Source organism: Desulfovibrio simplex, assembly GCF_055387835.1.
The window spans coordinates 1424321-1449123 of record NZ_AP042377.1 but is presented as its reverse complement, the minus strand read 5'-3'; the positions used below and the strand labels follow the sequence as shown (position 1 = coordinate 1449123).

Sequence of the window (24803 nt, the reverse complement as noted above, 5' to 3'; positions counted from 1 at the left end):
AAGACGCCCGCTTCGGCGCGTATGGCCTCGCCGGACATGAAGCGCACCCCGTGCCGATCGAGATAGTTAAAGGCCCGTATCGTCACCACCGTCGTTGGTGTTTTCAGTGGCCACAAAACGGAACATGGGGTGCGGCGGGATGATCTCACCCCCATTTTCCGCTATGTACAGTGGGGATCCGTCCAATACGCTGTTCAGACCAGCGGCGATCTCGGGTGAGGTCAGGTCAATTTCGTTGAGCAAAATTATTGCCCCATACCGCATGGCCAGCGTAAGCGGGCCGTGCTCAAAGGCCATATTGCCGTCCTTGATCGTCAGATGGTCCACCAGATCGGCAAATTCCAGCCTTCCGTGTCCTGTCACCTCAAACACGGGATAGTTGAGCCTGGTTGCCAGCTGCTTGATGCAACTGGTCTTGCCGCAGCCCGTAGGACCAAAGACATAGAGCAGTTCCTTTGACAAACCAAACTACGATATCACGGCTGGACTCGTGGAAAATATAGTTATGGTCAATGGGCGTGTGCAGGCCAAGGGCGTGGCATAGCCCCTGACCGTGGTGCCGGAAGGCTTGCCGCTGAAAACATGTCCGGCGTCGAGGTCGGTGGGCTGAAGAAAATTAAGGCCAAAAGTAGGATTGGTGTGCATCACTTCTCCTGTGTGTTCTATTGACACGTTTAACTTGAATGTACACAATGAAGACATAGGAGGTTCCCATGTCTACAGTCACAGCACGATTGGATACGGATACGCAGGCGCAGCTTGAAAAACTTGCCGCTGCTACCTCGCGTTCTCGCTCATGGTTGGTAGCGGAGGCGGTGAGGCAATATGTGACCGAACAGTCCTGGCAGATCGAGGCTATTCAGGAGGGTGTTCGTCAGGCAGATGAGGGGAAATTTGCTTCAGACCATCAAGTGACGGAAGCCTTTGCTCATTGGGGCGTTCATGCAAAGTAGGGCGGTGCGCTGGCTCACTCTGGCCCTTGAGGATTTGCATGACATTGCGGCCTATCTGGCTGAAAAGGACTTGGATGCCGCAAAGGAAGTAGCCCAATGCATATGGGATGCTGGGCAAAGTCTTGCCGTGCTTTCTTCGCGGGGAAGGGCTGGCAGGGTTGCAGGCACTCGTGAGCTTGTATTGACAGATTTTTCGTATTTTATTGCATATAGGGTTGTTGAATCCGAAGTTCAGATTCTTCGTATTCTGCATACCGCGCGGCGGTATCCGCAATAGTTACCCAACAGCAACTTCATACGTTAATTCCATGCTTATTCGTAGTGGCGTCAGTTGATTGGCGAAATGGTTAGGCGTTCGGAAGGCGCGCCCGTGCGTTTACATCGTGCTCGCAAGGCATCTACGTCAATGTCACCCAGGTGCTCAAAGTGAAAAATCCCGGTCAGTTCTTCCCGCAAAACATCCTTGTCCAATGTAGTGCGACCAGCTGCCACTGACATGCGGAAGCGGCAGTTACCCGTATCTACCCAGTCCTTTGTGCCAGCTTGACGGTGAACAAGTTTGAGTATAATTTCCATCTTTTTTATTTCATTATCTAAAGAGGTGCGTTGTTCTTTAAGGGCCCCAGCTCTTCAAGTGCTGGGGCCCATTGCGCCATTTGCACGCCTTGTGGGAACTTGGGGCAGTCCCCGTTATACTCACAGTACGCGCACAAATGGTAAAAACCTTGAGTGCAATCTACCTGCGCCAGAGTTAAGTGCCCTGCGCGGAATGCTGTAAGCTCACCCCAAAGCTGTGTCGGGAAAGGTCATTTTGTCATGCAAAAGCGTGCCATCCTCATCACGGAGGCTGAAGACGGGTTTACTCCATGCTTTTGTCAGAAGACCGATTTGGCCATGCAGTTGCAGAAGATGGGAATCGTGCGGAGAAGCAGGCAGCTTGTCCGCACTCTTCACTTCCAGAATCCGTATGGCGTTGACGGGCGCACCCCAGACCAGCACAAAATCCAGATGGGCCTTGATGAGTACGCCCTGATGCTGCCAGCTGATTTCAAGCTGAGGCAGAACATGCAGGCCCAGCGATGCCAGAGCCTGCCCAACCCCGGATTCAAACCAGTGCCCGCGTTGCAGGGTCAGCAGGCGCTCCAGGCTGTTTTTAGTGGGCAGTACCTTTCTGGCCAGTGCAGCCCGTGGACATTCCCAGTGCTGTCCAGGCGTGTCTTTTTTTGGAAAACCACTCTCGGGCTCCGGCTTCAAAAGTTGTTGCCATTTCGAGTTCAAGTGCTGCAGCCGTCGTCGCTTCTTTCTTTGCCTCGCCGGGATCAATTTTTTTTGCCAGAAGCTCTTTGGCCTCTTCCCGCTTTTTGCGGGCGTCTTTCAGGGAAATATCAGGGTATGCGCCAAGGGCCAGCAGCTTTTCTTTGCCTTGAAAGCGGTACTTAAGTCGCCACAGTTTGCCTCCTGCCGGAGAAACAAACAGGAAGAGACCGCCCCATCAAAAAGCTTGAGGGCTTTGTCTTGTGCCTTGGCATTGCGAACGCTGGTATCTGAAAGAGGCATGGGGGTATCATCTCCGCCGCTGGGGGTATCCAGTATTTATGGCAGGGCAGGGGGGAGGAGGTAATGGAAGAAAAGTCGGGCTGGAACAAGGCTTTCGCGCACTGGGGGTATCGCGAAAGTCCGTGTTCGCTTTTCTGCCTTGCTACCCCCAAATGTACCCCCACAGCAGGGGTATGTCAAAAGAGGTTGCAAGATTATTCGAGAGTATTGCAGAAGATAAAAGTTAAGCCCCGTAAGGCTGTTAGAGCTTTACGGGGCTTTATGAGAGTAATCTTTGGTGCGAGGGCGGGACTAAATTGAAAAGATTAATCATGTGTAATTATTATATTATTTAAAATCTATGTTTTTATGTTGCCCCCAAAGTTGCCCCCATTTTATTTTTGCACACTGACGGGACATTTCATAAGTAAAGGAGGCATCTTTTATATCTGTTTCAACTAGTAATTAGAACCCGGCAAAAACGCAGGGAGTAGTCCAAAATTTGGACATCAAAAAAGCCAATTGAGGGCTGGAGGATACATAAAATATCCCCGATGAGCCAATGAACAACATAATGCAATAGATTTTTTATTGAGGAAATAACAAAATTTTTGCCTTTACTGTGAAATTTTTCCTTGCAGTAGCGGGCTACAGGAGAAGCTATTTCTCGACATGGTGGACAATGAGTCAAAGGGGTGTAGAATACAAGAGCAACAAGCGACAACCTCATTAAACCAACGGCACATTGGTTGTCTGTACTCCGTTGCGTGCTAGCCGAATTAATTCGTCTAATTGATGTGGGAAGATATGCTGCATGTACGTGCTTTCGAGCAAAGATGCCGGAGTCCGAAATGGAAACGGGCGTTCGAAAAATCTTGGAACATCATCAATAAGTGCAGAATAATAAACATTAATTTTACATAGTTCTATCGTTAAAAATTTGTCTGCTTCTACCGCTCCTATGTGCCATATGTTTTTAAATGTGTTTAACTTATCCGCACTATCCTTGATTAGGGTATGGATATGATTTTTCTTAAAGTGATTTTTTAAATAGCAACTCACTGCACAATCAATATTTGTGCGAAATAAGCTTATTGTATGACTTTCATCTGTTCGCAATTTAGGGGAATTGATAAAGTTCACCCACTTCGTATAAAGCAACTCCAACAAAACTTTTTTCATTCCCTTGCTGGCACAAGCTACAAAACTACCAATACAAGTTTCTATTCCGTCAGCCTCATTAGGTATATGGCTGTCAATGGAATCAAGTTTTATAGGCAATGTCTCTGCGTATATAGATATGGCGGCTTTGGAAGCTTTGGTCAAAGCGGTGCCAAGGCTTTTTTGCATATCAGGGTAGCAATAGGCGTGTTCATTAAGAATAGAGATGAACTGTCTCCAAAATTGAACATTTTTTGATGCCCTGAGTAGGCATTTTACAAGTTGTCTCTGAATATCAACGGAAGTATCACGCCTTCTTTTTTCTCCAAATCCACCATACAGTAGGCCAAAAAACATAAACCATATATTTCGCGTTTTTTCACAAAGAAGAAGGCGTATTGAAGGAGATAGTAATTCAGTAAGCATCCATGCTGTCATGGGGTTATTGCAATTATTCACAATATGTAAAAGCCGTTGCGGGGCGTTCGCTTGGAGGCTAAAAACAGCTTGCTCCATCACTGTAGGCAAGTGACAAAGGTTTTCAAAGGAACGGAGTAAGCGGCCTATCACAATAAAATTGTGCTCTTGTCGAGCTTTATCCCATTGCTCCAAAAGCTCTCGCTCGTACAGTGGCGTATCTAGAGGAATTGAAAAAGAAAAAGTCATGCCTTTTAATATCTTTGAGGCAAATTTTGCAAGATCATCCTTTTTTCCAAACGAAATTTCTGAATTATTCCAAAAAAAACTACCCCGCCCAAAGCACGCTCCAATAAGTAGATGCACTACCCCTATCGCTTTATGGTTATGTTTTTTAGCTGTTATTTCGAGTGGTAGCTTGAACCATCGAAGCAAAGCAACGATTTTGTCTTTTTCATGTGGCTCTAAACTATAATAACGAGCTTTAGCGATTTCAGGGAATTCGTGATGGAATTTATTGCAGGCTTCATAGACACCATCGTTAACAAGGTGAAGCCAAGCGGCTTTCCCCTTACCCAAAGCGTCTATCAGGACTTTGGGAGGAAGTATTGGTCCGTCATGCGCCGCTTCTTCGAACCATTCCTGTGCATCTTTTTGATATCGCGCATTCATGGACGTTTCCAAACTAAATATTTGTTGTCTTCCAGCTTGTTCCATATGACCTGGAAAGCGTCTGCAACAGGACGAGCATGAACAACTTTCTGCAAAATATGATGGCTTTTACCCAGGCTATTGACGGAAGTGCCAAGAGACCATGCAACCGGTCCATGGTTCGTGTCGGGAAAAATTAAAAATCGGTCATGGAAAGCAGTTACACTTGGGCCATAGCTAATCCTAAATTCTAGCTGCAATCCACGATAGTTGTTGCCTGGAGTATTCAAGATGTCAACTTGAAAACGTTTCCACGTTTCAGCATTAATGTCTTTGTGAGGGCTATCGACAGCCTGGCTTTTAAATAGTGTACAAGCTTTGCCCGATGTTAAGGCTCGAAGGCGAGAGCCAAAGTGAGGAGTAAAGAATAGCGTCTTCATTATGTCGTGCGCCGACAAAAACGGATCCCACAACAAAACTTCCTTACGTCCATGTTGCTGAAGCAATGCGCGGATATCCACCAAGGCTCGGTTATGCTCATTTTCTTCGTCAGAAACTAAGCCATACTGAACAAATTCCTTCTGTGCCTGCAAGGTGTCCATTTCGGCCTGATAGATGCGTTTCTGAATCCATTTTTTATAATTAAAAAAATGTTGCTGGCCTATTTTAGTTGGCCCCATGCTGGAAGAAATATGAAGATGAATTTTTTCAGGATCTCCATTGTTTGCGGGGAGATAGATAGTACGCGGTTCAGAATCAATAGGGTTCATCTCAAGATTAATTTCCTTAATAAAAGCACATGTCTGTGAAGATGCCAGGAGAATTTGATTCTCCAAATCAAAAAGATAGGTTCTGTCTATTTTTGGAGCCTTGCCTATGGAGAGTTCCCAAGACCTTCCTTTAGAGACTTGATTGGCTCCAAAGGCGATGATGCTTCTATCAACTTCGCTGACAGCAACTAGCTGAGTCCTTCTTTTCTTTACTCCCTCACGCCAAGCGAATGAATAAAAATTTTCGTCATTCTTGCTTGAACCAAGCTTGAATGCGCCAATATTACTTGGTATTTGGATGATAATGTTTCCAAGGCGGTCAGATAGCGAGGCAAGTCTAAGTGGAACAAATTTCGTAAGTTCCTGAGATAAAGCCTGCAACTGATGCGGACTGGTGAAGAAGCAGTTAAAATTAGATTTTTCGTTGTCAAACAACTCCAGCACATATGAACCATTCCAAAAATTATTCTTTAGAGCACCATTCAAAGGAACACTGTCAGTTTGGTCTGCTGGAACGAATTGAGGCAGCAGGGGGGTTAAGGTGCCAATGGTCAGGCTACTTCCGCTAGCGTTCCATTGTCCTGCATTTTGAAAATGCTGCAAACTCGCTATGAATTCCTCTAGGGGTTTGAAATATCGATAAACACCGAAGCTACAACCTTTACATTCGGGAATTGTGATCCTTTTGGGGGCATTGATGATGATTTGTTCCTCTGGTGGTGACGTCTTGTGTTCCTCAAGGACTATAAGCGTAAAAACGTTCAAAGGCGGCGAGTGCTTTTCAGCGAGCATGAAGACTTCTGTAGCCTCGACATAGTTGAAAAAACCTAAAAGCCCCGGTCGTCCAAACAAACGAATTTTTTCCAAAAACTGGTCGAATGTAATTAGCGGGTCAAGTTGTTCAAGTGCTGGATACCATGCCATTGCTACCTCTTTTTCACGGCAAGCCAATCCATTGGCCGTTTTGCTCTCAGATGTGTATATCCCGCGAGTTTTTTGCAAAGTCTTGTGTTCGATTATCGTCCTGATTTTCATAATGTCCAAGTCTGTGTTTTCAAACAAGCAGGAAGTGGCTTTGTGCCGTATAAATCATGGAGACGTAAATCTGAGACTCCTGCTTTTGCACATGCGGCCCTCGTCGTCGCCGTAATGCTGTCCAGAGAGTAGCAACTCTCTTTGTTTTTTAGCGATGCGGACAGAGGCGCTATTTTAAAATTTCAAGGGGTTGGGTGAGAATGGAACTATCCGCCATTTTTTTAAGAAGACAGGCGGTCGCAAACATAATGAGATTTATGTTTTTAGTTGTTTAAGTAAGGTAGGGAGATCGTCTATTTTTATACTGTTGTTCAAAAACTAAGTTAATCGCTCAAGAGAAGTATACAGCGTCTGCCGCGACACTCCAAGCTCTCGCGCAACTTTGGCTACCTTTGCGCCAGCTTTGATCTGTACGCGAGCTTCTTCCACCTGGACGGCGCTTAAAGCCGCCTTGCGGCCTTTGTATTTCCCTTCTTTCTTTGCCAGGGCGATGCCTTCGCGCTGGCGCTCCCGAATCATGGCCCGTTCAAATTCAGCCACGCTGCCGATGATCTGCAGTTGAAGACGCTGAAAGGGGCTGTCCTCTCCGGTAAAAATCAAGCCTTCCTTGTGGAACTGCACTGTCACTGCCCGCCTGGTCAAGTCAGAAATTAGCGTAAGCAGATCCTGAAGGTTGCGGGCCAGGCGGTCAATGCTGTGAACGTGGATCGTGTCCCCGTCACGCAGGTATTCCAAGCAAGCCTCAAGTTGAGGCCGCTGTCTGCTTTTGCCACTGGCTTTGTCGGTGAAGACTTTATCTAGGGCAATGCCTTCGAGCTGGCGGCCCGTGTTCTGGTCAACGCTGCTGACGCGGACATATCCAATTTGCTTGCTCATGGGGGATTCTCCTGTAAAGTGTCTAATTAGAATTTAAGAGTCAAAATTGATTGTGTCAATAAATTATTTTTACCATCCTATTTAGACATTTTTTATGCCGAAGCAAATTGTCCATTTAGACTACACCCTATATGGATTTCTTGTTTTCAGTGAAATCAACTGGTCTTGACATCTTATTTTAATTCCATTTAAGTTCCTTTTAAATGTAGTATAAGTTCCTAAATGGGGTTATAATGGTAGAAAAAATTAACTGGCCACCCATTGGCATGACCGTTGAAGAATGCGCAGATGCTTTGCGCATTGATCGGAAAACTCTTTTCCAAGCCCTTCAAGCGGGCTTGCCTGCACGTAAGGTTGGACGAAGCTGGCGGATTGATCCCGATGCAGTCAAAGCCTGGCTTGCCACTGGCAACGCAGTGCAGGCCAAGGAAAGTAATGAAGAATAAAAACAGCCCGGCATGAAAGGTGTGATCTTTCATGCCGGGCCTAACCCTCAACCTAAGAAGGAGATTGAAGGCTATGGATAACCTACTAACACCACTTGATTATGACAAGCTTGAAGACTTGTCCTCCCTGGCGGAATCCATTGAAGATCTTGTGATAGGGCTACGTGAAAAGATGATGGGAGCTGATGGTTTTTCTGCGCAAGATTACCATGCGATATTTGGAGGGCTTGGCTTGATTGCCCATGCCGCACATACAATACATATGGGAATTGGCAAACACTCTCCCGAGGTGCCTTATGGCAACTGAAAAAGCTCCTCTCCCCCAAAGAAAAACGCGCAGTAGCAACAAGAAAGCGATCTCCATCGAACGGTATGAATACTTAGCTAAGATTGAAGGTGAGTATACGGAAGTGTGGCGTAGCTATAGAAAACATGACGCGTTACTCAAAAACGCTATTGAAGAAAATTTGGAATTGAAGGATGAAAAACTTAAACTGCTTGAAGAGCTAACATTTTTTAGGGAAATGTATCGTGAACAAGTGAGTTACATTATCCAATAATATAAGAAAAATATCATCTTGGAGCCAGAAGATCTTCTGAAACCTGACACGGTAAGGGCCGGGAAAACTCCCGGCCCTTGTCGTTGATACTTGCCTTGCGCCGATATGCTTTTTAGACTTGAAGCATGCGAAAGCTCCTATTCTGCTTTCTTCTTGCCGCAATACTTTATTTTGCGACCCCAATACCATGTGCGATCGGCGATGAACATACCGAGCGCGTAAGGGCTCTGGTGGTAGATGACGCCCGGCGAAAGCTCGCCGGTGAAGTCGTGGATTACAGAACCGGGGTTTACAGTACGCTGCATGAGGGCGGTTTTTCCGACTCAGAAACACGAGAATATATTCGCCCAATTCTGGAAGAACATGGATTTTCTGAGGCTTCAATTGTGAAATACTTTAATTTGTTTGATCCTCACTATCACGGCGGCGAACAGGAAAAGCTGGAAGAGCGCCGCAAGATGGTTGAAACCCTGCTGAACTGACAGCATCCCATCTTTATCTATTTGCCTCCGCCGCCCGCGCTTTCAACTGCTCTATCATGGGTTGAAGGTTGTCATAAATTTCATTGCCGTAGCGCGCCACAGTGATGGCCTTGAAGTACAGGGCATCAATAAACTGGCGTTTTTCATCGGCGGTCATCTGCCCATCTGGCACATTGTTTATATCTCTGATGGTTCGGGAAAGTGTGTTCAAGGCTTGATTTGTACCCTCCAGAGCTGAATAGACATGGTAGGGCATCAGGTTGGCCACATCCTGATATTTATATTCCTTCTGCAAGCCGTTGATGGTCTTTAGATAGGCGCTGGCCTCTTGCCAATGCTCACGAAACTTGGCGATGGATTCCGCCCCCATGCTTGGGTGCCTGGCCACAAAGGCCCGCACAAAAGGAATTTCAGCCAGGGTGGGGGTGGGCTTGACCGGATCAGGCAAAGCACCGAACTTGCGCAGGGCAAAGTCAACACCTTGAAGCACATATACGCCGCTGCCGCCTGTATAATTACGAATGGTATTTTCCGCTGCTGCGGGGCTGAAGGTCTTTAACTGATCCATGCCCGGCAGGGTGCCCACGAAGCGGGAAAGAGCCTTGGCAAGTTCAGTGGTGTTTTCCGTATACTGGTATTCCGGCAGCATGCCTTCGCGCGAGGCCGGAATTATGGGCCTGTCGAAAGCGAAGGATTTGCCAGACCAGCCTTCCACAATGGGCACCAGCGCGGTAGGAAGCACAGGCGGCTTCACAATATCCGTCATGGTGGCCCCCAGACCGCGAAAGGCATCGCTCTTTTCCTGCTCGCTCATCTGGTCCAAAGCCCATTCCGTAATGCGCTCTGGAATGGAACCAAAGATGATGCCCAGTTCAAAGGGCTTGGGAATACGCCACACCACGTCACCTACGGGCAACAGCCAGAAAAGATCATGCTGCCAGCGCGGTATTTCCCTGATGCGTTCATCGCCGTGATTGGCGATGGCCAGAAGAACAGACGGCAGTGTAATGGCGCTCACGGCCCGCACGGTTGACCTGGCGGGATGTTCCACGAACACACGGGCCATTTTATCCAGCCCCTGAACGCGGGCATTGGTGAAGGCAATAAGCGCGTTGGCGGCGCGCATACGGGCACCGATGCGGGCAAAGTCCATGCTCACCTCGCGCGAGGCAAGGGCCGCTTTGCTCAACGCGTCTGTGCCGCTGCCAAGGGCCTTCTCCGCCCTGTAGAATTCGCCCAGGCGCGAAGCCTGTTCGGAAAGCTCGGAAACAATGCGAAAAAGCTCAACAGGATTTTTGACCATGTTCCAGGTTTTGTTAAACGCGCCTGTTCTGGTCAGGTCGTCAAGGGAGCGGCGCACTGTTGTGCGGTCCACTCCCAGCATGGTGGCCTGGTCGCCACCGGAGCGCTTCCAGCGCCAGTACAGATCATCACGCTTCAGGGCGTGGAACAGTCCGCGCGGAACATCCACCCACGGCTTGAAGCCATATTCAGACTGCACAAAGGCCGCCATGCCATCACGCATGCTGTTGCGGGCGATGAATTCAGGCGTGAGCGTGGCGCCAGCACGCAGCACTCTGGCGGGAAAGGCCAGTATTTTTGTGACCGTGCCCAGGGCGTCACCATCAAGGCCGTTCATGATCTTGGCCAGTTCCGGATCTACCTGATACACCTCACGCTTGCCATCTCGCATGACGGAAATCTCTGTTTTCTTGTCTATGCGATAGTCTGGCCGGAATGCGCTTACATCCAGGTCGCCACGCTCCACGGCTTCAGCAAAGGCGCGGGCCGCTTCAGGGGCAGCATCCTTTAAGGTCCGCATGACTTCTTCGCCAGAAATGCGGGTGCCCTGCATTTTCGCTGGCAGCTTTTCCACAAGGCCGCCTGCACCTTCGGTGATTCGGGCAAGGTCAGCCAGCGCCAGGCCCACCTTATTCTTTTCCGCCGCTTCAATCATGGCGTAGGTATTTTTGAGGATGCTTTCCAGCGGGTCAATGATCTCACGCCCGCTGCCCTTGATTTTGCGAATGGCCTCACGCGGTGAAAAGCCTTTGCTGCCAACATTTGATCCGGTGGATGCCATGTCGCCCATGAAGCGGTAAAAGGGCACATAGTTTTTGTTGGCTGCGCGCATGGCCGCTCGAGTTTCTTTGCCAAGCATGCCGGAGGCCGTATAGTAGTTCAGTACATGGTCCTGGTAGGCATAGAGATCCTGAGCGGTTTTTTCGTAGGCCGCTTCCAGCTTGCTGACGGTCTTTTCCATTGCCCCCTTGCGGATACCTGACAGAACGCCGCGTACGTCAAGCTCAAGGCCACGCTTTGCCACCAGATAGGCCCGCAGCTCGTCCAGATTCTTGACGGGCTCAAGGATGGCCTTCAGCGGCTTGCCGACGCTTTCGCCCGTATGAAAATCAAAGGGGCTTCGCTCAAGAAAGTGCGTGGCCCTGCCTGCTGCGCCCCGGTAGGTTCGGGCCAGAAGATATAAGGGTCTAGAGCGGCTGGAAGCTCTCTGCCGCCGGCCATCTGGTCAACGGCCTTTTTCAGTGGGTGCAGGTCGTCAATAAAGGTGGTGTATGCCTGCCGCCAGGTTTGCCGAAGTGAACCTGTCGCCCCTGACTCAGCTGCGTTGATTTGCGACAAAACCTCATTAACGGCGGGTTGTTCATTCCAGCGGCGCACACCTGCGCGAGCATTTTGCAGGGACTGCAACAAAGCCGGGTTGCCGTTTTCAAGGTGCCCTTCAAAATAGTCATAAAAGCGAGGGGCTTTTTCCCGAGCGCCTTGCGGATCTACCACGTAGCGGGCAATGAATTCCGCAAAGCCTTCGGGCAGGGGGGATTGCCCCTTGCGTGGAACAGTGGCAATGGGTGCCAGTTCATCGGCAAAAGCCAGAAGCGGCTTTTCATCAAGCGTGCCGAAAATCTTTTTTTGCAGATGATGCCCGGCCTCATGCGCGATGGTGGCAATATCATTAGCGATGCGGACGCGGGAGACTTCTTCCCAGGGCTTATAAATGCCTTCTGCATTTTTGAGGTGCGGCCCCAGGCGGCCAACGCGGAAGGGAACGCCCAGGTCGTCCGCCAACTGGTCAATGACGCTGGAAAGCCAGTAGGTTTCAATGGCTACATCTGCGGCGGGCGCGGCATCTCTGGTTAGGGGCATGGCCGCATTAGAGCCTTCTGCCGCTCGTATAGCCTCATTGGGATTGCCGCCTGCTTCTCTGGCCTCCCGTGGCATGCTGCCCTGACGGCTTTCAACCATGTAGCCTTCCGGCAACTCGCGATTGAGGGAAAGCAAATCCTGCCGCACAGCGTCACTGGTGCGGGCTTCTTCCAGAATTTGCATGGGGTCTTTGCCGGTTCTGGCGTATATATTGCGCAGCTTGGGCACAAGCTTTCCGCCCGCGTCTACAACCCTGCCACCAGTTGCACCCGCCCCCTTGAGTCCGGCCACAAGAATGGCGGCATCGACAAACTCATGAGGCTCTGGCAGGCGGCCTTCAAGCCATGCGGCCACGGTGGGCATGGTGGCCACTTCAGCCGTGACTGTGGCCGCGCCCGTAGTTACGGCTCCGGCACCAGCAGCCTTTGCCCCAATGCCAGCCAATTTGCCCATGCCGCCCGTAGCGCCGCCAATGACGCCGCCCTTACCTGCCTCAGTAAGTACGGTGCCCATGCGCTGAGTAAATTGTTCCGCATTTTGCACTTCGCCATTTTTAATATGTTCCATGTAAATGGCGCGGGTGCCTTCCGTAATTGCCATGGCCGACGCCGGAACCGTTACCGGGGCAGAAGGGCCACCCAAAAGCCCCAAGGCTGCGCCCATCGCCATTGTTGGCATGTCGCCTGCCAGGGTTCCCATCTGAAGGCCCACGCGCTGTATGGTGGAGAGCTGCGAAAGCTGAGGCGGTGAAAGGTTGTCGGGCAGTTTCTCACGCGCCGCGAGGCCCGTCACCGAGCCCTGAAAGCCATGAACGACTGAATCCCACAGGGTGGCAGGATCATATTTTTTGAAGTAGCCGTTAATTTCCTGATCGGAAAAACCGCCCTCAACCAGCATGGGGCGCATGGCATTACGGATTTCCTGATCATTGTAGCCCTGGCCGCGCATTTCAAGGTAAAAATCTTGGTTTGTATTGGTCTGGCTCATTGAGCAGCCCCCTTTGTGCGCCTATTTACATAGTCATCAGCGCTTTCAATGGGGCGTTTATCGGTGCGCCCGACATTGAGAACGCGGTCAAGATTGTTCAGTTCATCGTCAACAGAAACGGCGTTGCTGCTCATGATGGACATGGGCAAATCACTGCTGAACAGTTTTTCCACGGCCTCCGGCCCGCCTTTTTTGTATGCCTCGGTTATGGCGCGCTGTAGCTGATTGCGCGCTCTGTCTTCTTTAATGGCGGCTTCGGGTGTTCCGGCTGCGAACTGAGGCCGGGCGAAAGCGTTGCCAACAAGAGCATCGCCGCGCTTGAGGTAATCTTTGAGGGGGCCGTCCATATCCTTGCGCATGCCCTTGAGCATGGCCACATCGCCTACGCTGGCCTTGCCCTGTGCCAGCATGACATCAATGGGCGCGTCGGAATCAACCTCACCGCTGACAATCAGGCGGGCCATGTCGTTGACGGCTGCGGCGTCGCGTGTTTTGCCAATGGTGCCGTCTTCGAGCTTGCGGCCCATTTCAAGCTTGGTCAGGGCGTCCAGATTGGAGTTTTGCAAATCCTGATAGGCTTTGGCCGGATCAGGCGGAATCTTCTTGCTGGGGTCGCCTGTGAGTGTGGCGTAAATGCCATTCACAGCATTTGTGGTGTAGGCATCGCGTCGCTCTTTCTCGACTTGCTTGTTGAAGCTCCACTGCGCCTGAAGCATGCTGCGCACACCCAAAGCCGCCTTGGCGTCAAGGCCATACTTTGCCTGCCCTTCTGGGGTGGATATTTCTGCAATGCCCTGTAGTGGGTCGGTAGCGAAGGTGCTGACAAAGCGCATTTCCTGTTCAGCCCGCGCACGGGCCTGCAGTTCACGGCCTTTGGCAGTTATGCGGGCTTCCAAGGCGCTGCGGCTACCGCCCATGTACTCACCGTAACGGCCAAGCAGTTCACGCGCTGCGCCCAGGTTGTCACCATCAATCTGGCTATCAACCATTTTACTGAAAATTTTTTCGGCTTGTGCATTAAGCTTGGCTTGGGTGATTTCATCAGACCAGCCGTTGCGATCACGCAGGGCACGATAGCGGCCCTTGATATTTCCAAATCCGTTTTTAACCGCAGCGGTATTCAGCGGATCGGAAAGCATAGCATAGGCATCCAGCGCAATGGTGCCCTCATCCTGCTGATTCAGATAGGTGCGCTCTTCACCAGTATGCTTTTCAATGCCCCACGCCGTGAGGTTGGCAAGGTGAAGCTCCGCAGCCTGATCAAACAGGCTACGCGCCATGCCGCCCAGGTCTTTAGTCAGGCGGGCACGAGCGTCTTGTTGCCATTTGGCAATGCTGGCCTGAACGCCATTTTCAGGGTCAATGGCGTCCTTTCCTGTTATCCCGGCAAGGCGGGCCTTTATGTCCATTTCTTCAGCGCGAAGCTGGTTGAAAGCTTCACGGGCTTTGCCTGTCTGGTAGTCGGTGTGGAGGTCATACCCGGCCTTGGCGATCTGCTGCATGCCACGGCCCAGCACATCAATCTGACGGGCCTGCTGGTCTGTGCCCTGGCTGTAGACTTGGGCTGCACTATCTGAAAGGCGAGCCGAAACGCCAGCGCCGGGCGTGGCGGGGAGTTGTTGTGGGTTGTATTGCGGCATGCTGGAACCGGGTTGATTAACAGGGACGCGAAAGGAAGTTCTGTTCATCGCTTGTCCTCGATTTTCCACGGGTAATCTTCACGCTTTCTGGCGCTTTCTAAGCCTTCCTGATAGGCGGCCATTGTCGCGCCGTTATCCCAGGTAAGCATTTCCAGTGAGTGATCCTGAATTGCTGCCTCGCCTTCATTCTTAGGCGCAAGAGGGGCTATGGGTGCAGGATACACGGCAGACGTATTGGAACTGCTGTCATCATCAAGCAAAAGGGTTTGCAGTTCATTGAGCAGTGTCAGCATTTTCATTCTTTTCTCGGGGTGCATAATGGTTCTCCTTTGGGGTAGTAAACGTGTGGCTAAAAAGTTTTCCACAGACATGTTGATAAGTACTGATTTAAAAAGGAAACAGACTGCATGAACGTCGGGAGTTGGGTTCTGGGGATTCTATATGGCGCTGTGTGCCCGCGTGGCGGGTTTGTGTTCGTGCAGCGCGTATCTGCTCACCTCAATTTCTTTTTTTACATATATGTTTTCAAAAAAATTCGCATGGTTATACTAACTTTTTGCTGATCTTCTAGGTACATTTCTTTTTCAAAAGGAAACGTTTTGCCCTGTGGAAAAGTCTGGCAGGTTTAGGGCAGCGCGTAGCTGTGTCTGGCTTCCAAAATCAGCATGTTTTTTAGAGCAACTTCAGGATCAACGGGCAGGTATTTTTCTGTGTTTTTCATGTCGGCGTGGCCCAGTGCCCGAGCAACTTCGCGCATTGGGTCGATGCGTTCCCCGGCCTGCATTCGCTCAACCGCAGCACAAAAAATTTCTGTCGCGAAGGTCTTACGCCAGCAGTGTGTGCCCAAAGTTCCCAAGTCCCGGCGAAGGCCAGCCTTGTCCGCAGCGGCATTGAAAATTTTCCATGCTTCAGCCACCTGCATGGGCCTATCACCAGCCTGACTGCGAAACAAAAATTGATCAGGCCCAAGGTGCCCGTGGTGGAGCAGCCAGTCCAACTGAAGGCGGATGGCGGTACGAGTCTGCGACGGGAGCAGAATGGTGCGGCCCTGTGCCGCTTGCTTCATCTTGCCGCGCTGTACCTGAAGCGCTTGAACCACCTGACGATTTTGCAATACATCTGAAACCCTGATGGAAAGAGCCTCATGAATCCGCAGTCCTGTAGTCAGGCAGAGTAGGTGCAGGCACTGGTTGCGCACCTGATATCGGCCTGTAAAGGCGTGGTACATGCTGGCGCATTCCTTGATGGTCAAATTTCTACAGGGTGGCATCGGGGTTTTCCTCTTTTTCGGGTTGTACGGGCAGGCCCGTGGCATATTCTTCGAGCCAAAGCTCATGAATGCGCCACCGTGGGCGGGTAGCGCAGGAAGTGTTGTTGGCTTGGAGCCTGCCGGTTGTAATGAGGCGGCGCACTGTGCTGGGAGAGACACGAAGAATTTTCGCCACATCCAAAAGCGTGAACCAGCCTTCGTTGAAAGGTCTCGTCATTCCTATGTCCTGCTTTCTGAAGTTGAGTGAAAAAACGCATTAGGAGCGGTCGTCACAGCCTCTGCTACTGTCCATTTGTTTGGCGTCTTCTTGCAATCAAGCCTTCTGCGTAACGCCAGATAGTGGCTTAAAGGGCGATCAAGCTCTCCACTAGGGGGAAGTTGCTGGTCAAACTTATTCAGCGCTTCAGCGACCCTTTCCATGCCGTAGTAGCTCTGAAGGCTGGCAAATTCTCTGTCCGTCAGAAAAACTTTGCCATACGGTTTGAGGTTTTCAGCATGGGGGGGAGTGTCGCGCGCGGGCGCGCGTTCTTCGTTTCTTTTCTGGTTCTCTTTAAGATTCTGGGTGTCACCATGACGGGGGTCTGGCGTCACAGTGACGGGGGTAGGCGTCATGCTGACGGGGGTTACGTCAGTTTCAGGGGTGTCATCATGACGGGGGTGACATTGTGGCGGGGGTGCCTTGACCAGAGTGTACCGAGTGACGCGCCCACTGACACGATCACAATGAATAATGCCAATTTTTTCCATGGCTTTGATGCTGCGTTGAACAGTACGCTCGGAACAGTTCGTATCTAGACACAAGCGCCGGATAGACGGCCAGCATTCTCCGGTTTCATCGTTGGCCCTGTCAGCCATAGAAAGGAGAATTATTTTTTGTGTGCGAGTGACCTGTTGTACTTCCCAGGCCCAACGCATTGCTTTAAGGCTCATGGGGCACCTCCCTCATGAGCGGCATCGCTTCACGACCATGAACGCCCACAAGCTGGATCACGCATAAATACGCATGCGATTCAACACGCCGTACTAGCCCCAGGCATTCCAGATCAGCTATGGTGTTCTGCACGTCAGGGGCAGACATGCCGCTATCTGCGCTCAAACGGCTGATGTGTGAGCAGCACGAATGATCTTCCCCAGCGCGGTCAGCCATTGCCAAAAGGACTATCTTTTGATGAGGCGTGACAGGCTGCCGCCATGCCCACAATGTGGCGTCGAGGCTCATGGCTACGCCTCCTCATTTTGCTTCTGCCCAAGCCGTTCAATAAGAGCAGTGATGTCTTCAACACGGTAGGCGCGGGCACGGGGGCCGAGTTTGATGGGTTGGGGGAAACGGCCCTCCTTAAGTCCTTCGTACCACTGTGTTTTGGCGATAGGGATCAGTTGAAGGACTTGACTAAGGCGCATGAAGCCAGCAACAGGGATTGTGGGAATATTTTGGGGCTGTAACATAAAAACCCTCCAAGTTTGTTTTGAAACCTAGAGGGAATTATGGATTACCTACAGGGGTAGGTTCATAGTAGGCGAATGGTAGGTTGTTTAAAAAATAAAGTTTAATTTTTAAAGAATGTTATGGTTGTTATGTAGTCGGTTTTTTTTTGCCACCTGCACCTACTGTAGGTCTTGCCTCCAAGGGGGCATTGTCAGGCCAAATTCCGCTGCGATAGTTTTCGCTGTCTCTCTTGCTTTAGAAACATAATCTTTAGCATTTTGACTTGGCTCACCGGGAAAAGCACTGCTAAACGCTTGTTGATGACTTTTCCCTTTCCATTTTTCTATAGCCAGCATTGCAGCTTTTCTTCGTGCGCCCTGAAGGCGTGCAAGCACATCTGTCCAGCCATCGATAGATTGCTCAGTCGGGCTCCTAGAGTCACGTTGCTGAAGTTTTGATGCAGCAAGCTGTTTTTCGAGATTCATGACACGTTGATTTGCAACGGTAAGTTTTTCTTGAATTTTTGTGATCGTTACTAATGCAGTGGCAAGGTTCGAAGATATTTCATTCTTTTGGATTGAAATTTTTGCGTACTCCTTCTCAAGCATATCAATATCAATATTTTCATGACAAAGGCTATCCTCTTCAAAGTCTCGTTCTGAGGGGCTATCCTCTGCTTCTGGCAGTATTATCAATGGGTTGTCATTTTCATATCGCACAATGTCGATCATATTAAAGTAGCTTGCTGATATATCTCTTGTCACCCATATCTTCTCATAAAAAAAGGGGATCTTATGCTTTTCTCTGCAAACAAACTTCTTAGCATTTTCCGTGTTGATACGTGTAGTTATTACAGAGTATTCCATTATCTTATAGTCGGATATGATTTTTACTAATCTATTTTTAGTGATAGACCAGCGTTGCATTAAATCTTTACACGATATTATATCATCAAATATTATTATATCTTTCATTGTATTTTTCCATTTAATTGTGCTGCAAAATGGTGTCAACAAACCGATGCTTATACGAAACTCTAATCTTGGTGGAAATGATTTCAGCAATCGATTCGCAGTCCATCCAAATAATCCGCCCATTCCTGCATCATGCGGTGACGCTCCGGCAAATACTCTGCATGGTTGTATGCGGCCCGGATGGCGTTCTTTTCGCCGTGGGCAAGCTGTGCTTCAATCACGTCTGCCCGGTATCCTTGTTCATTGAGCAGGGTAGAGGCCATGCTTCTGAAACCGTGGATTGTCATGACGCCCTTGGCATATCCCATGCGGCGTAGTGCGTTCAGTAGCCCCATGTCGGAAATGGGGCGGCTGGCACTGTAGAGGCTTGGAAAGAGGAAATGTTCTCTTCCGGTCAAGGCGCGGAGGTTATGCAGCAGGGCAATTACCTGGCGCGCCAAGGGCACAGTGTGTGGGCGTTTCATTTTCATTCGCTCTGCTGGGATGATCCAGGTGGCAGCGTCGAAATCAAACTCGCCCCATTCAGCCCCACGCAATTCAATTGACCGCACGAAGACGAAGGGAAGAATTTTTAGGGCAAAGCAAATGGAAGGTTCGCCAGCGTATGTATCAATGGCACGAAGTAGGTGCCCAATTTCTGTAGGGTCAGTGATTGTGGCATAGTGATTGGTCTGAACAGGGGGTAAGGGCTTCTGTAAGGCCTGCGGCCACGTCATAGCGGGTATGCCCCACAATGCGGGCGTAACGCGAAACCTGGCCGCATAGCTGCGCCAGCCTATGCGCGGTTTCAATCGCGCCGCGGGCTTCAGCCTTTTGAATAGCTGACAGGAAATCGGCAGGTTCCAGAGATGAAAAAGGGCGACTGCCTAGGATGGGGAAAAGCTGATTCTCAAGACGTGAGAGGATTTTTTTCTGATGGCCAGGCGTCCATGCCGCTTTTTTCTTGGAGAACCAATCACGGGCCACGGCTTCAAAGGTAGTGGCTTGCTCCTGTTCTATGGCTGCAACAGCCGCCTTGGCTTCCTTGCGCTGGTCGCTAGGGTCAACACCCTGTTCAAGAAGCTTTTTCGCCTGTTCGCGCCGTTCGCGAGCATCTTTCAGGCCGATAGTAGGGTAGGTGCCAAGGGATATGCGTTTCTCCTTGCCCTGAAAGCGATATTTGAGACGCCACCACTTGCCACCGCTGGGGGCAACTTCGAGATAGAGGCCGCCACCGTCAAACAGCTTGGCAGCCTTGGTGGTGGGCTTTATTGCCCGAATTGCGGTATCTGTGAGGGGCATGGGGGCAACTCCGTCTGAGGGATAACAGAGATTTGAAAGCTGCCCCCTAAGTTGCCCCCAAATAAACGGGGTGTCAATGAACACTCCCGAATTTGAACGGAAGCTAAAAAAGCAGAAAGTCCGCTTGGCTGTTAGCCTTGCGGACTTTTGCGAACTTCTTTGGAAGTCATTTTGGTGCCGAGGGCGGGAATAGGCACCGCAGCACCATCGAGTCCAAACAACCTGAAATTACAATTAGAATTTTTTGAGCTCGTTGTCTATGACCCCGCGCTTTGACCCCCCAGTTTATTCCACTTAGGCGTAACACCATTATGCTGACTGATTCGATTCCCAAGATGGGACTCGAATCAGCAGTTGAACAATTTTGTTTGTGACTCAGGGCCATATGCAGACTCACATTTTGTAACGCTTGTGTCAGCATCAAACGATGGCTATTCTCCGCTCATGAACAGCAGCAAGGAATACCTCCTTTCAATTCAGCTCTGTATTTGCGGTAAGATTCCCCTGCAGTGGTCGGTCAGCCAATCCGCCGCGATCCGTTTGTGAATGCGCATGTCGCTCCCTGATCGGCCAATAATCTTATGGTCAAAAAAACGAATCATAAAATAGGTGTTGCAAGGGTAGGGAAACGGGGATTTTCCCCGCTTCCCGCCCATAATTTTTACCTGTCTTTATTTTCCGGCAGGGCTAACCTTTGCGGTTCATCCATTGAACCGTAGTTGCAGCCTTTTCGGGTGTTCAGCTCCAGAGCTACGCCCGCCGCCGTAAATACCCCGACGTTGCCAGCTATTACGCCGCCGATAAAAGTCCAAGTCTTGCTCATGGTTATTCTCCTTTTCAGTTGTGTAAATGCATGAGGCGGGAGTTATCCCGCCTCATGCAGCCAGTCATTTTGACGATTAGTCGTCCAAGCTTTCCTTGATGACCTGCAGCACAGCGATGGCAACAGGTATCCATGCCAACGGGTTCATATATCCTCCTTGGGTTTCAGCAAAGCGGGGTGCGCTGCCGTTTGTGTGTGAGAATTGCACGGAGCGCCTTGTACAGATTCCAACGGCAAAAGTCCGGGGGCACCATCATGACGCCCCTCCCTGCACAAGCGCGTTGTGCAGCAGGCCAAGCATGGTGGGGGCCAGGTCGGGCAGGTCGTTGATGACCCGGCTTGTCTGCGGCAGGAGTTGGGCGATGTGGTCGTCCCGGATGCCAACCCCATAGACCTCAAAGCCCAGCTTCTGAGCTATATTCAAGGCCTGTCGTGCTGCGTGTGTGCTATCAGGTACACCGTCAGTGATAATCAGGATTATTTTTCGCTGCTCCTTGAGGAACAGCATGGTCTGCATGACCCACCACAAAGCCGCCGCCAGAGGGGTGCCGCCCGATGCGCTGATGTCAAAACTGTTCGGCACCTTTTGACCATGCAGCATGATAGGGAATACGGAACTTGTGGAAGCCATCGCAGGAAAAGCCGTAACCGCAGGGTTTACGCCTTTGATATTTTCCAGTGCTTTTGCCACAGCAAAACAGGCCTGCCTTGCCAAGGCGATAGGAGCGCCGCTCATGCTGCCGCTGACGTCCAGCAAGATATGTACGGCGGTATTGAGGCCAGCCCGCACTGCCTCTCTGCGAAAGATGCGCGGATTGCCCGTTTGCAGCCTATGAAGCGATCCGGGATGCAAAGCTCCGCGTCGCCCTATGCTGCACCTTTTTTGCGTCTGGGCCTGTAGAAAGCCCTGGAGCCTGGTACGGAGAGCAATGCTGGCTTGAAGCACTTGCAGCTTTTGCGCTTCCGGTAATGCTCCAGTTTGCCGAAAGCCTTCAACCGCGACCGTAACCGTTTCGACTGCTGATTCTGCCTGACAACGTGTAAGTGCCCCTGAAAGAATATCCCCTAAGGCTTGCGGCAGGTCTTGCGCCTCGGCGTGGAACAGGGCTGAGAGTTGACCCTTGGCCCTACTGGGGGCTGCAGACGGCTGTGTTTGAGATGCACAAGCAGACGAGCCAGTGTCTTCCCCTTGAGAAGCAGGAACGCTGTGGTCAGTGGCATCTCCCATGCCCGTCGTTACACCGGATGCGCGGCCTTTGCCCCTTTTGCCTTTATGTTGCGCAGGCTTTTCGTCATCTCTTGCCTGCTGCTGCGGTTCCCATTGTCGGATGCTCTGGGCCAGTTGCCGGGCATAGGCGATGGCTGAAGGCGTATCAGGGCAATGGATGCGAACCTTGACCAAAACTGCATCCAGCATTTCCTTCAGGCCGGAGAAGTGTTGGCGTAGAGTCTTTGCCGCCGTCGTGCGAGGTCTGTTCACCTCTTCCACATCCCAAGCCCGCACGGTCAGCAGCACATAATCCAAAACAGCAAGGGCCGGGGAATCACCCCCGGCCCTTGGCTGTGCTTGCTCTACAAAGAATCGTCGTATCAACCAGTTCAGGTTTTGCCGACAGCCAGGAAAAATGCCTGATAGTTTCTTTTCAACGCGCCAGTCCTCCAGGCAGTTGAACAGGTTGAAGGTCACAGGATCAAGTTTGGCGGCCTCCAGCACAGTAAAATCTGTGTGTCGGATATGGGCCGCCTCGTGGTCACAAAAACCTTTGGCCAACGCCAACATTTCCGGCTCGCAGTCCATAGGTAATGAAGGCAACTGAATGACCTTGCCGTTGGTGCATGCCTCCTTGCCGCCGATACGCACCTGCACCCCGTACTGGTCGCCCAAGACGGACGCCAGTAAAGGCAGGCAGTTGAGAATATCTTTGGAACGGATCATGGCGTCACCACAGGCCCAGGCTGGGAATGACAGGATGTGGCAACTCACGATTTGGCGTAAGGATATCGGGCAAAATAGGTTCTTCGACCGGTTCTTCTCCTGTTGCGTCATGCACTTGCATATCTGAGGTGTCGCCCGACCCAGCCAGTAAGGCGTCCAGCACAAAGGCCGGACCGTAGCCTTCAATGACCTTCTGAGCGTGCCCCACGAGAGCCGTGCTGTCCTTGAGCAGGCAGACCAGCCCCTGCAAGAGCAGCAAGTCAGGCCCGGTGATGTTGCCCTTCTTGGGCATGCGCTGCAGCGCAGCCTGCACAATATCTGCCACCGGGGCCACATGCGGTTCTACGAAAGACAAGCCCGTGAGCTTGGCGTGTAGCGTCCGCAAAGGCGAAAGGGCCTTGTGGGTTACTTCTGTTTTTCCGTGGTATACTCTGCGCCAGATGTCTTCGGCAGACTTGGCCACTTCGCCAAAGAGCGTGTCGCCCAGGCCCTGCACCTCTTCGGCCAGACCGGCCTCCAGCACGGCGGTATTATCCGCATGCTGTTCCAGAGGAGCCACTTTGTAGAGTTGCCAGCGAAAATCCATGCGGCTGCGAACATACTCTGGCCCCACGGTGGAGTTGCGGATGATCTCGCCCCACTGATGGTGCTTTTCAATCCAGGCCTGGACGTTCTGGTCATAGCTTGCCAGGAAGGCTTCCTTTTCTTTCTGGAAGTCGCTGCGGATGCTGAGCAGCTCCTGCACAATTTCACCGGCCTTTTCTTCGGGTATGGCCCAGCCGGACATGAAGCGCACCCCGTGCCTGTCCAGATAGTTGAAGGCGCGGGCTTTGAGCGTGCCGAACACTTTAAGGTTTTCCGGGTTGGCAATGCGCTTGGAGCCAAGAGAGGCCAGATCATCGGGAGGCAGTTCCGCACCGCCCAGATCTTCCTGGCTCATTTTGCGACGGGCCGACCACAGACTGACGTTGAGATTGAGGGCCAGCAAATTGTCCAGAATGCGAATGTCTGAAAGAACGTGTGTCATGATGTTCTCCTATAATGAGCTTTTTGTCGTGTTGAGGACGTAGCCTTCCGTGAGCTTTTTGGCTGCTCGGGCTTCAAGTTCCAGGACGGAGTTATTGCCTTCGCATTTGTCAGCGGGGAAAAATCGTTGCTGCCCAGCGGTATCCAGTTTGCCCCACTTGAGCATAAGGCCCTCGGGCCGGGCCTCACCGATCCAGAATTTTCCAGACTGGCTTTGATCGGGCTGGTTGTGGGTGACCTGCAGATAGACGCGGGGCTGCGCCACCGTGAGGGTATAGCGCAGACGGCTTTTCATGAACCGTATGGCTGGATCGCCTTGCAGGGATTCTTCCTCTGGGTCGGAGCTCATTGCCTTGAGGTCCGCTTCCTTATGTTGAGGAAACATACGCTGAGCCAGTTCGTGCAGCATGGCGCGGGTTTCACGGCTGGCACGGTAGGCTAGTGCCCGGTCAAGGGCATAGGTGATTGGCTGGATGCCCTGATGGGCCAGGGGCTGAAAGCGCACTGTCAGATCCCCCCAGCGCAGCAGGCTGCGCGTGGAGAAGGTGACTTCAATGGTGTTGGTCAAGTTGCTGGTCGAAGCCTCGCCCATGAACAGTTTGCGAACTTCATTGGCGTAATCCACCATGGTGGCACAAAGGGTTTCGGGCAGCGAAGGGAAACGCTGGGCTAGCAGTTTTTTTTCCACAGTTGCATCGGGATAGCCCATTTCGCAGATGGTGAAGCGGTCCAGCCACGCAAGGTTCTGCCTCTGGGTTCCCTGATACAGGCCCGTATCGTCACCACCGCCGTTGGTGTTTGCTGTGGCCACGAAACGGAACATGGGGTGCGGCGGGATGATCTCGCCCCCATTTTCCGCAATGCACAAAGGGGAGCCGTCCAGCACGCTGTTTAACCCGGCAGCGATCTCCGGCGAAGTTAAATCAATCTCATTGAGGAGCAGAATCGCTCCGTACCGCATGGCAAGGGCAAGCGGGCCGTACTCAAAGGCCATATTGCCCTCCCTGACCGTCAAGTGCCCCACGAGATCGGCAAACTCCAGCCGTCCGTGTCCTGTCACCTCAAAGATCGGGTAGCTGAGCCGGGCCGCCAGTTGCTTGATGCAGCTCGTTTTGCCGCAGCCTGTGGGACCGAAGACATAAAGCGGTTCCTGCTGCCCCTGCTGACCAACGAACCAGACCACAACATCCCGGCTGGATTCGTGGAAGATATAGCCATGGTCAATGTCCGGGCTGTAGGCCGAGGGCGTGACATAGCCCCTGACCGTGGTGCCGGAGGGTTTGCCACTGAAAACCTGACCCGCGTCAAGGTCGGCAGGCTGAAGGTTGGCAAGGTTGCTGGAAAGATTGTTCATTTTTTCTCCTTAAAATGGCAAAAGCCTCCCTTTGACG

Annotated in this window: 27 protein-coding genes and 2 pseudogenes; 6 read left to right on the top strand and 23 right to left on the bottom strand. The window is 51.4% G+C overall.

The window, feature by feature from the left end; genetic code table 11:
* Nucleotides 1-66: 66 nt before the first annotated feature.
* Nucleotides 67-462: an AAA family ATPase gene (locus ACZ5DH_RS06015; RefSeq protein ID WP_464256182.1), complete on the bottom strand. Its 396-nt coding sequence runs from the start codon at nt 460-462 to the stop codon at nt 67-69.
* A gap of 6 nt (nt 463-468) precedes the next feature.
* Nucleotides 469-645 carry a hypothetical protein gene (locus tag ACZ5DH_RS06010; RefSeq protein WP_464256181.1) on the bottom strand — a complete coding sequence of 59 codons (177 nt, stop codon included), beginning with the start codon at nt 643-645 and terminating at the stop codon, nt 469-471.
* Between the two features lie 68 nt (nt 646-713).
* Between ACZ5DH_RS06010 and ACZ5DH_RS06005 the strand changes: the two genes are divergently transcribed.
* Together ACZ5DH_RS06005 and ACZ5DH_RS06000 are read left to right on the top strand one after the other, a co-directional pair.
* Nucleotides 714-953 (top strand): CopG family ribbon-helix-helix protein, encoded by a 240-nt coding sequence (locus ACZ5DH_RS06005; RefSeq protein WP_464256180.1) that lies wholly within the window; start codon nt 714-716, stop codon nt 951-953.
* Nucleotides 943-1230 (top strand): type II toxin-antitoxin system RelE/ParE family toxin, encoded by a 288-nt coding sequence (locus ACZ5DH_RS06000; RefSeq protein WP_464256179.1) that lies wholly within the window; start codon nt 943-945, stop codon nt 1228-1230. The genes ACZ5DH_RS06005 and ACZ5DH_RS06000 overlap by 11 nt, the downstream gene beginning before the upstream one ends.
* Nucleotides 1231-1733: 503 nt before the next feature.
* On the opposite strand, the gene ACZ5DH_RS05995 is transcribed toward ACZ5DH_RS06000, so the two are convergent.
* The 5 genes and pseudogenes from ACZ5DH_RS05995 to ACZ5DH_RS05975 form a co-directional block, all read right to left on the bottom strand.
* The gene (locus ACZ5DH_RS05995) at nt 1734-2231 is read right to left on the bottom strand and encodes a hypothetical protein (RefSeq protein ID WP_464256178.1); all 498 of its coding nucleotides are present in this window, start codon (nt 2229-2231) and stop codon (nt 1734-1736) included.
* A gap of 76 nt (nt 2232-2307) precedes the next feature.
* Nucleotides 2308-2403, bottom strand: a pseudogene (locus ACZ5DH_RS05990) (Arm DNA-binding domain-containing protein); the annotation flags it as partial.
* An 815-nt stretch (nt 2404-3218) separates the two neighbouring features.
* A complete protein-coding gene (locus ACZ5DH_RS05985; RefSeq protein ID WP_464256177.1) occupies nt 3219-4739 on the bottom strand; it encodes a hypothetical protein in 1521 nt (506 codons plus the stop codon).
* Nucleotides 4736-6412 carry a VPA1262 family N-terminal domain-containing protein gene (locus tag ACZ5DH_RS05980; protein ID WP_464256176.1) on the bottom strand — a complete coding sequence of 559 codons (1677 nt, stop codon included), beginning with the start codon at nt 6410-6412 and terminating at the stop codon, nt 4736-4738. Before ACZ5DH_RS05980 ends, ACZ5DH_RS05985 begins: the two co-directional genes overlap by 4 nt.
* Before the next feature lie 429 nt (nt 6413-6841).
* A complete protein-coding gene (locus ACZ5DH_RS05975; protein WP_464256175.1) occupies nt 6842-7399 on the bottom strand; it encodes a recombinase family protein in 558 nt (185 codons plus the stop codon).
* A 233-nt stretch (nt 7400-7632) separates the two neighbouring features.
* Here ACZ5DH_RS05975 and ACZ5DH_RS05970 point away from each other — a divergent pair, with 233 nt between their 5' ends.
* From ACZ5DH_RS05970 to ACZ5DH_RS05955, 4 genes are all read left to right on the top strand, one after another.
* Nucleotides 7633-7845: a helix-turn-helix domain-containing protein gene (locus tag ACZ5DH_RS05970; RefSeq protein ID WP_464256174.1), complete on the top strand. Its 213-nt coding sequence runs from the start codon at nt 7633-7635 to the stop codon at nt 7843-7845.
* 73 nt (nt 7846-7918) lie between these two features.
* Nucleotides 7919-8152 carry a hypothetical protein gene (locus ACZ5DH_RS05965; RefSeq protein WP_464256173.1) on the top strand — a complete coding sequence of 78 codons (234 nt, stop codon included), beginning with the start codon at nt 7919-7921 and terminating at the stop codon, nt 8150-8152.
* Nucleotides 8142-8405, top strand: coding sequence for a hypothetical protein (locus ACZ5DH_RS05960; RefSeq protein WP_464256172.1), 264 nt, complete (start codon nt 8142-8144; stop codon nt 8403-8405). The genes ACZ5DH_RS05965 and ACZ5DH_RS05960 overlap by 11 nt, the downstream gene beginning before the upstream one ends.
* 230 nt (nt 8406-8635) lie before the next feature.
* The gene (locus tag ACZ5DH_RS05955) at nt 8636-8887 is read left to right on the top strand and encodes a hypothetical protein (RefSeq protein WP_464256171.1); all 252 of its coding nucleotides are present in this window, start codon (nt 8636-8638) and stop codon (nt 8885-8887) included.
* A gap of 13 nt (nt 8888-8900) precedes the next feature.
* Here the strand turns inward: ACZ5DH_RS05955 and ACZ5DH_RS05950 are convergent, their stop codons facing one another.
* From ACZ5DH_RS05950 to ACZ5DH_RS05875, 16 genes and pseudogenes are all read right to left on the bottom strand, one after another.
* A complete protein-coding gene (locus ACZ5DH_RS05950; RefSeq protein ID WP_464256170.1) occupies nt 8901-11213 on the bottom strand; it encodes an LPD38 domain-containing protein in 2313 nt (770 codons plus the stop codon).
* 50 nt (nt 11214-11263) lie between these two features.
* Nucleotides 11264-13036: a hypothetical protein gene (locus ACZ5DH_RS05945; RefSeq protein WP_464256169.1), complete on the bottom strand. Its 1773-nt coding sequence runs from the start codon at nt 13034-13036 to the stop codon at nt 11264-11266.
* Nucleotides 13033-14724, bottom strand: coding sequence for a hypothetical protein (locus ACZ5DH_RS05940; protein ID WP_464256168.1), 1692 nt, complete (start codon nt 14722-14724; stop codon nt 13033-13035). Before ACZ5DH_RS05940 ends, ACZ5DH_RS05945 begins: the two co-directional genes overlap by 4 nt.
* A complete protein-coding gene (locus tag ACZ5DH_RS05935; RefSeq protein ID WP_464256167.1) occupies nt 14721-14993 on the bottom strand; it encodes a hypothetical protein in 273 nt (90 codons plus the stop codon). Before ACZ5DH_RS05935 ends, ACZ5DH_RS05940 begins: the two co-directional genes overlap by 4 nt.
* Nucleotides 14994-15301: 308 nt before the next feature.
* The gene (locus tag ACZ5DH_RS05930; protein ID WP_464256166.1) at nt 15302-15946 is read right to left on the bottom strand and encodes a tyrosine-type recombinase/integrase; all 645 of its coding nucleotides are present in this window, start codon (nt 15944-15946) and stop codon (nt 15302-15304) included.
* Nucleotides 15933-16163: a helix-turn-helix domain-containing protein gene (locus tag ACZ5DH_RS05925; protein WP_464256165.1), complete on the bottom strand. Its 231-nt coding sequence runs from the start codon at nt 16161-16163 to the stop codon at nt 15933-15935. The genes ACZ5DH_RS05930 and ACZ5DH_RS05925 overlap by 14 nt, the downstream gene beginning before the upstream one ends.
* Before the next feature lie 2 nt (nt 16164-16165).
* Nucleotides 16166-16876, bottom strand: a complete 711-nt coding sequence (locus ACZ5DH_RS05920; RefSeq protein WP_464256164.1) for a helix-turn-helix domain-containing protein — start codon at nt 16874-16876, stop codon at nt 16166-16168.
* A complete protein-coding gene (locus tag ACZ5DH_RS05915) occupies nt 16866-17165 on the bottom strand; it encodes a helix-turn-helix domain-containing protein (protein ID WP_464256163.1) in 300 nt (99 codons plus the stop codon). The genes ACZ5DH_RS05920 and ACZ5DH_RS05915 overlap by 11 nt, the downstream gene beginning before the upstream one ends.
* A 2-nt stretch (nt 17166-17167) precedes the next feature.
* A complete protein-coding gene (locus ACZ5DH_RS05910; RefSeq protein WP_464256162.1) occupies nt 17168-17392 on the bottom strand; it encodes a helix-turn-helix transcriptional regulator in 225 nt (74 codons plus the stop codon).
* 159 nt (nt 17393-17551) lie between these two features.
* A complete protein-coding gene (locus ACZ5DH_RS05905; protein ID WP_464256161.1) occupies nt 17552-18346 on the bottom strand; it encodes a hypothetical protein in 795 nt (264 codons plus the stop codon).
* Between the two features lie 83 nt (nt 18347-18429).
* Nucleotides 18430-19062, bottom strand: a complete 633-nt coding sequence (locus ACZ5DH_RS05900) for a tyrosine-type recombinase/integrase (RefSeq protein WP_464256160.1) — start codon at nt 19060-19062, stop codon at nt 18430-18432.
* The gene (locus tag ACZ5DH_RS05895) at nt 18992-19627 is read right to left on the bottom strand and encodes a tyrosine-type recombinase/integrase (protein ID WP_464256159.1); all 636 of its coding nucleotides are present in this window, start codon (nt 19625-19627) and stop codon (nt 18992-18994) included. Before ACZ5DH_RS05895 ends, ACZ5DH_RS05900 begins: the two co-directional genes overlap by 71 nt.
* 661 nt (nt 19628-20288) lie before the next feature.
* Nucleotides 20289-20450: a hypothetical protein gene (locus ACZ5DH_RS05890; protein WP_464256158.1), complete on the bottom strand. Its 162-nt coding sequence runs from the start codon at nt 20448-20450 to the stop codon at nt 20289-20291.
* 253 nt (nt 20451-20703) lie between these two features.
* Nucleotides 20704-22386 carry a cobaltochelatase CobT-related protein gene (locus ACZ5DH_RS05885; protein ID WP_464256157.1) on the bottom strand — a complete coding sequence of 561 codons (1683 nt, stop codon included), beginning with the start codon at nt 22384-22386 and terminating at the stop codon, nt 20704-20706.
* Between the two features lie 4 nt (nt 22387-22390).
* Nucleotides 22391-23413, bottom strand: a complete 1023-nt coding sequence (locus ACZ5DH_RS05880) for a DUF3150 domain-containing protein (protein ID WP_464256156.1) — start codon at nt 23411-23413, stop codon at nt 22391-22393.
* Nucleotides 23414-23788: 375 nt separating this feature from the next.
* Nucleotides 23789-24766 (bottom strand): annotated as a pseudogene (locus tag ACZ5DH_RS05875) (AAA family ATPase); the annotation flags it as partial.
* Nucleotides 24767-24803: the final 37 nt, after the last annotated feature.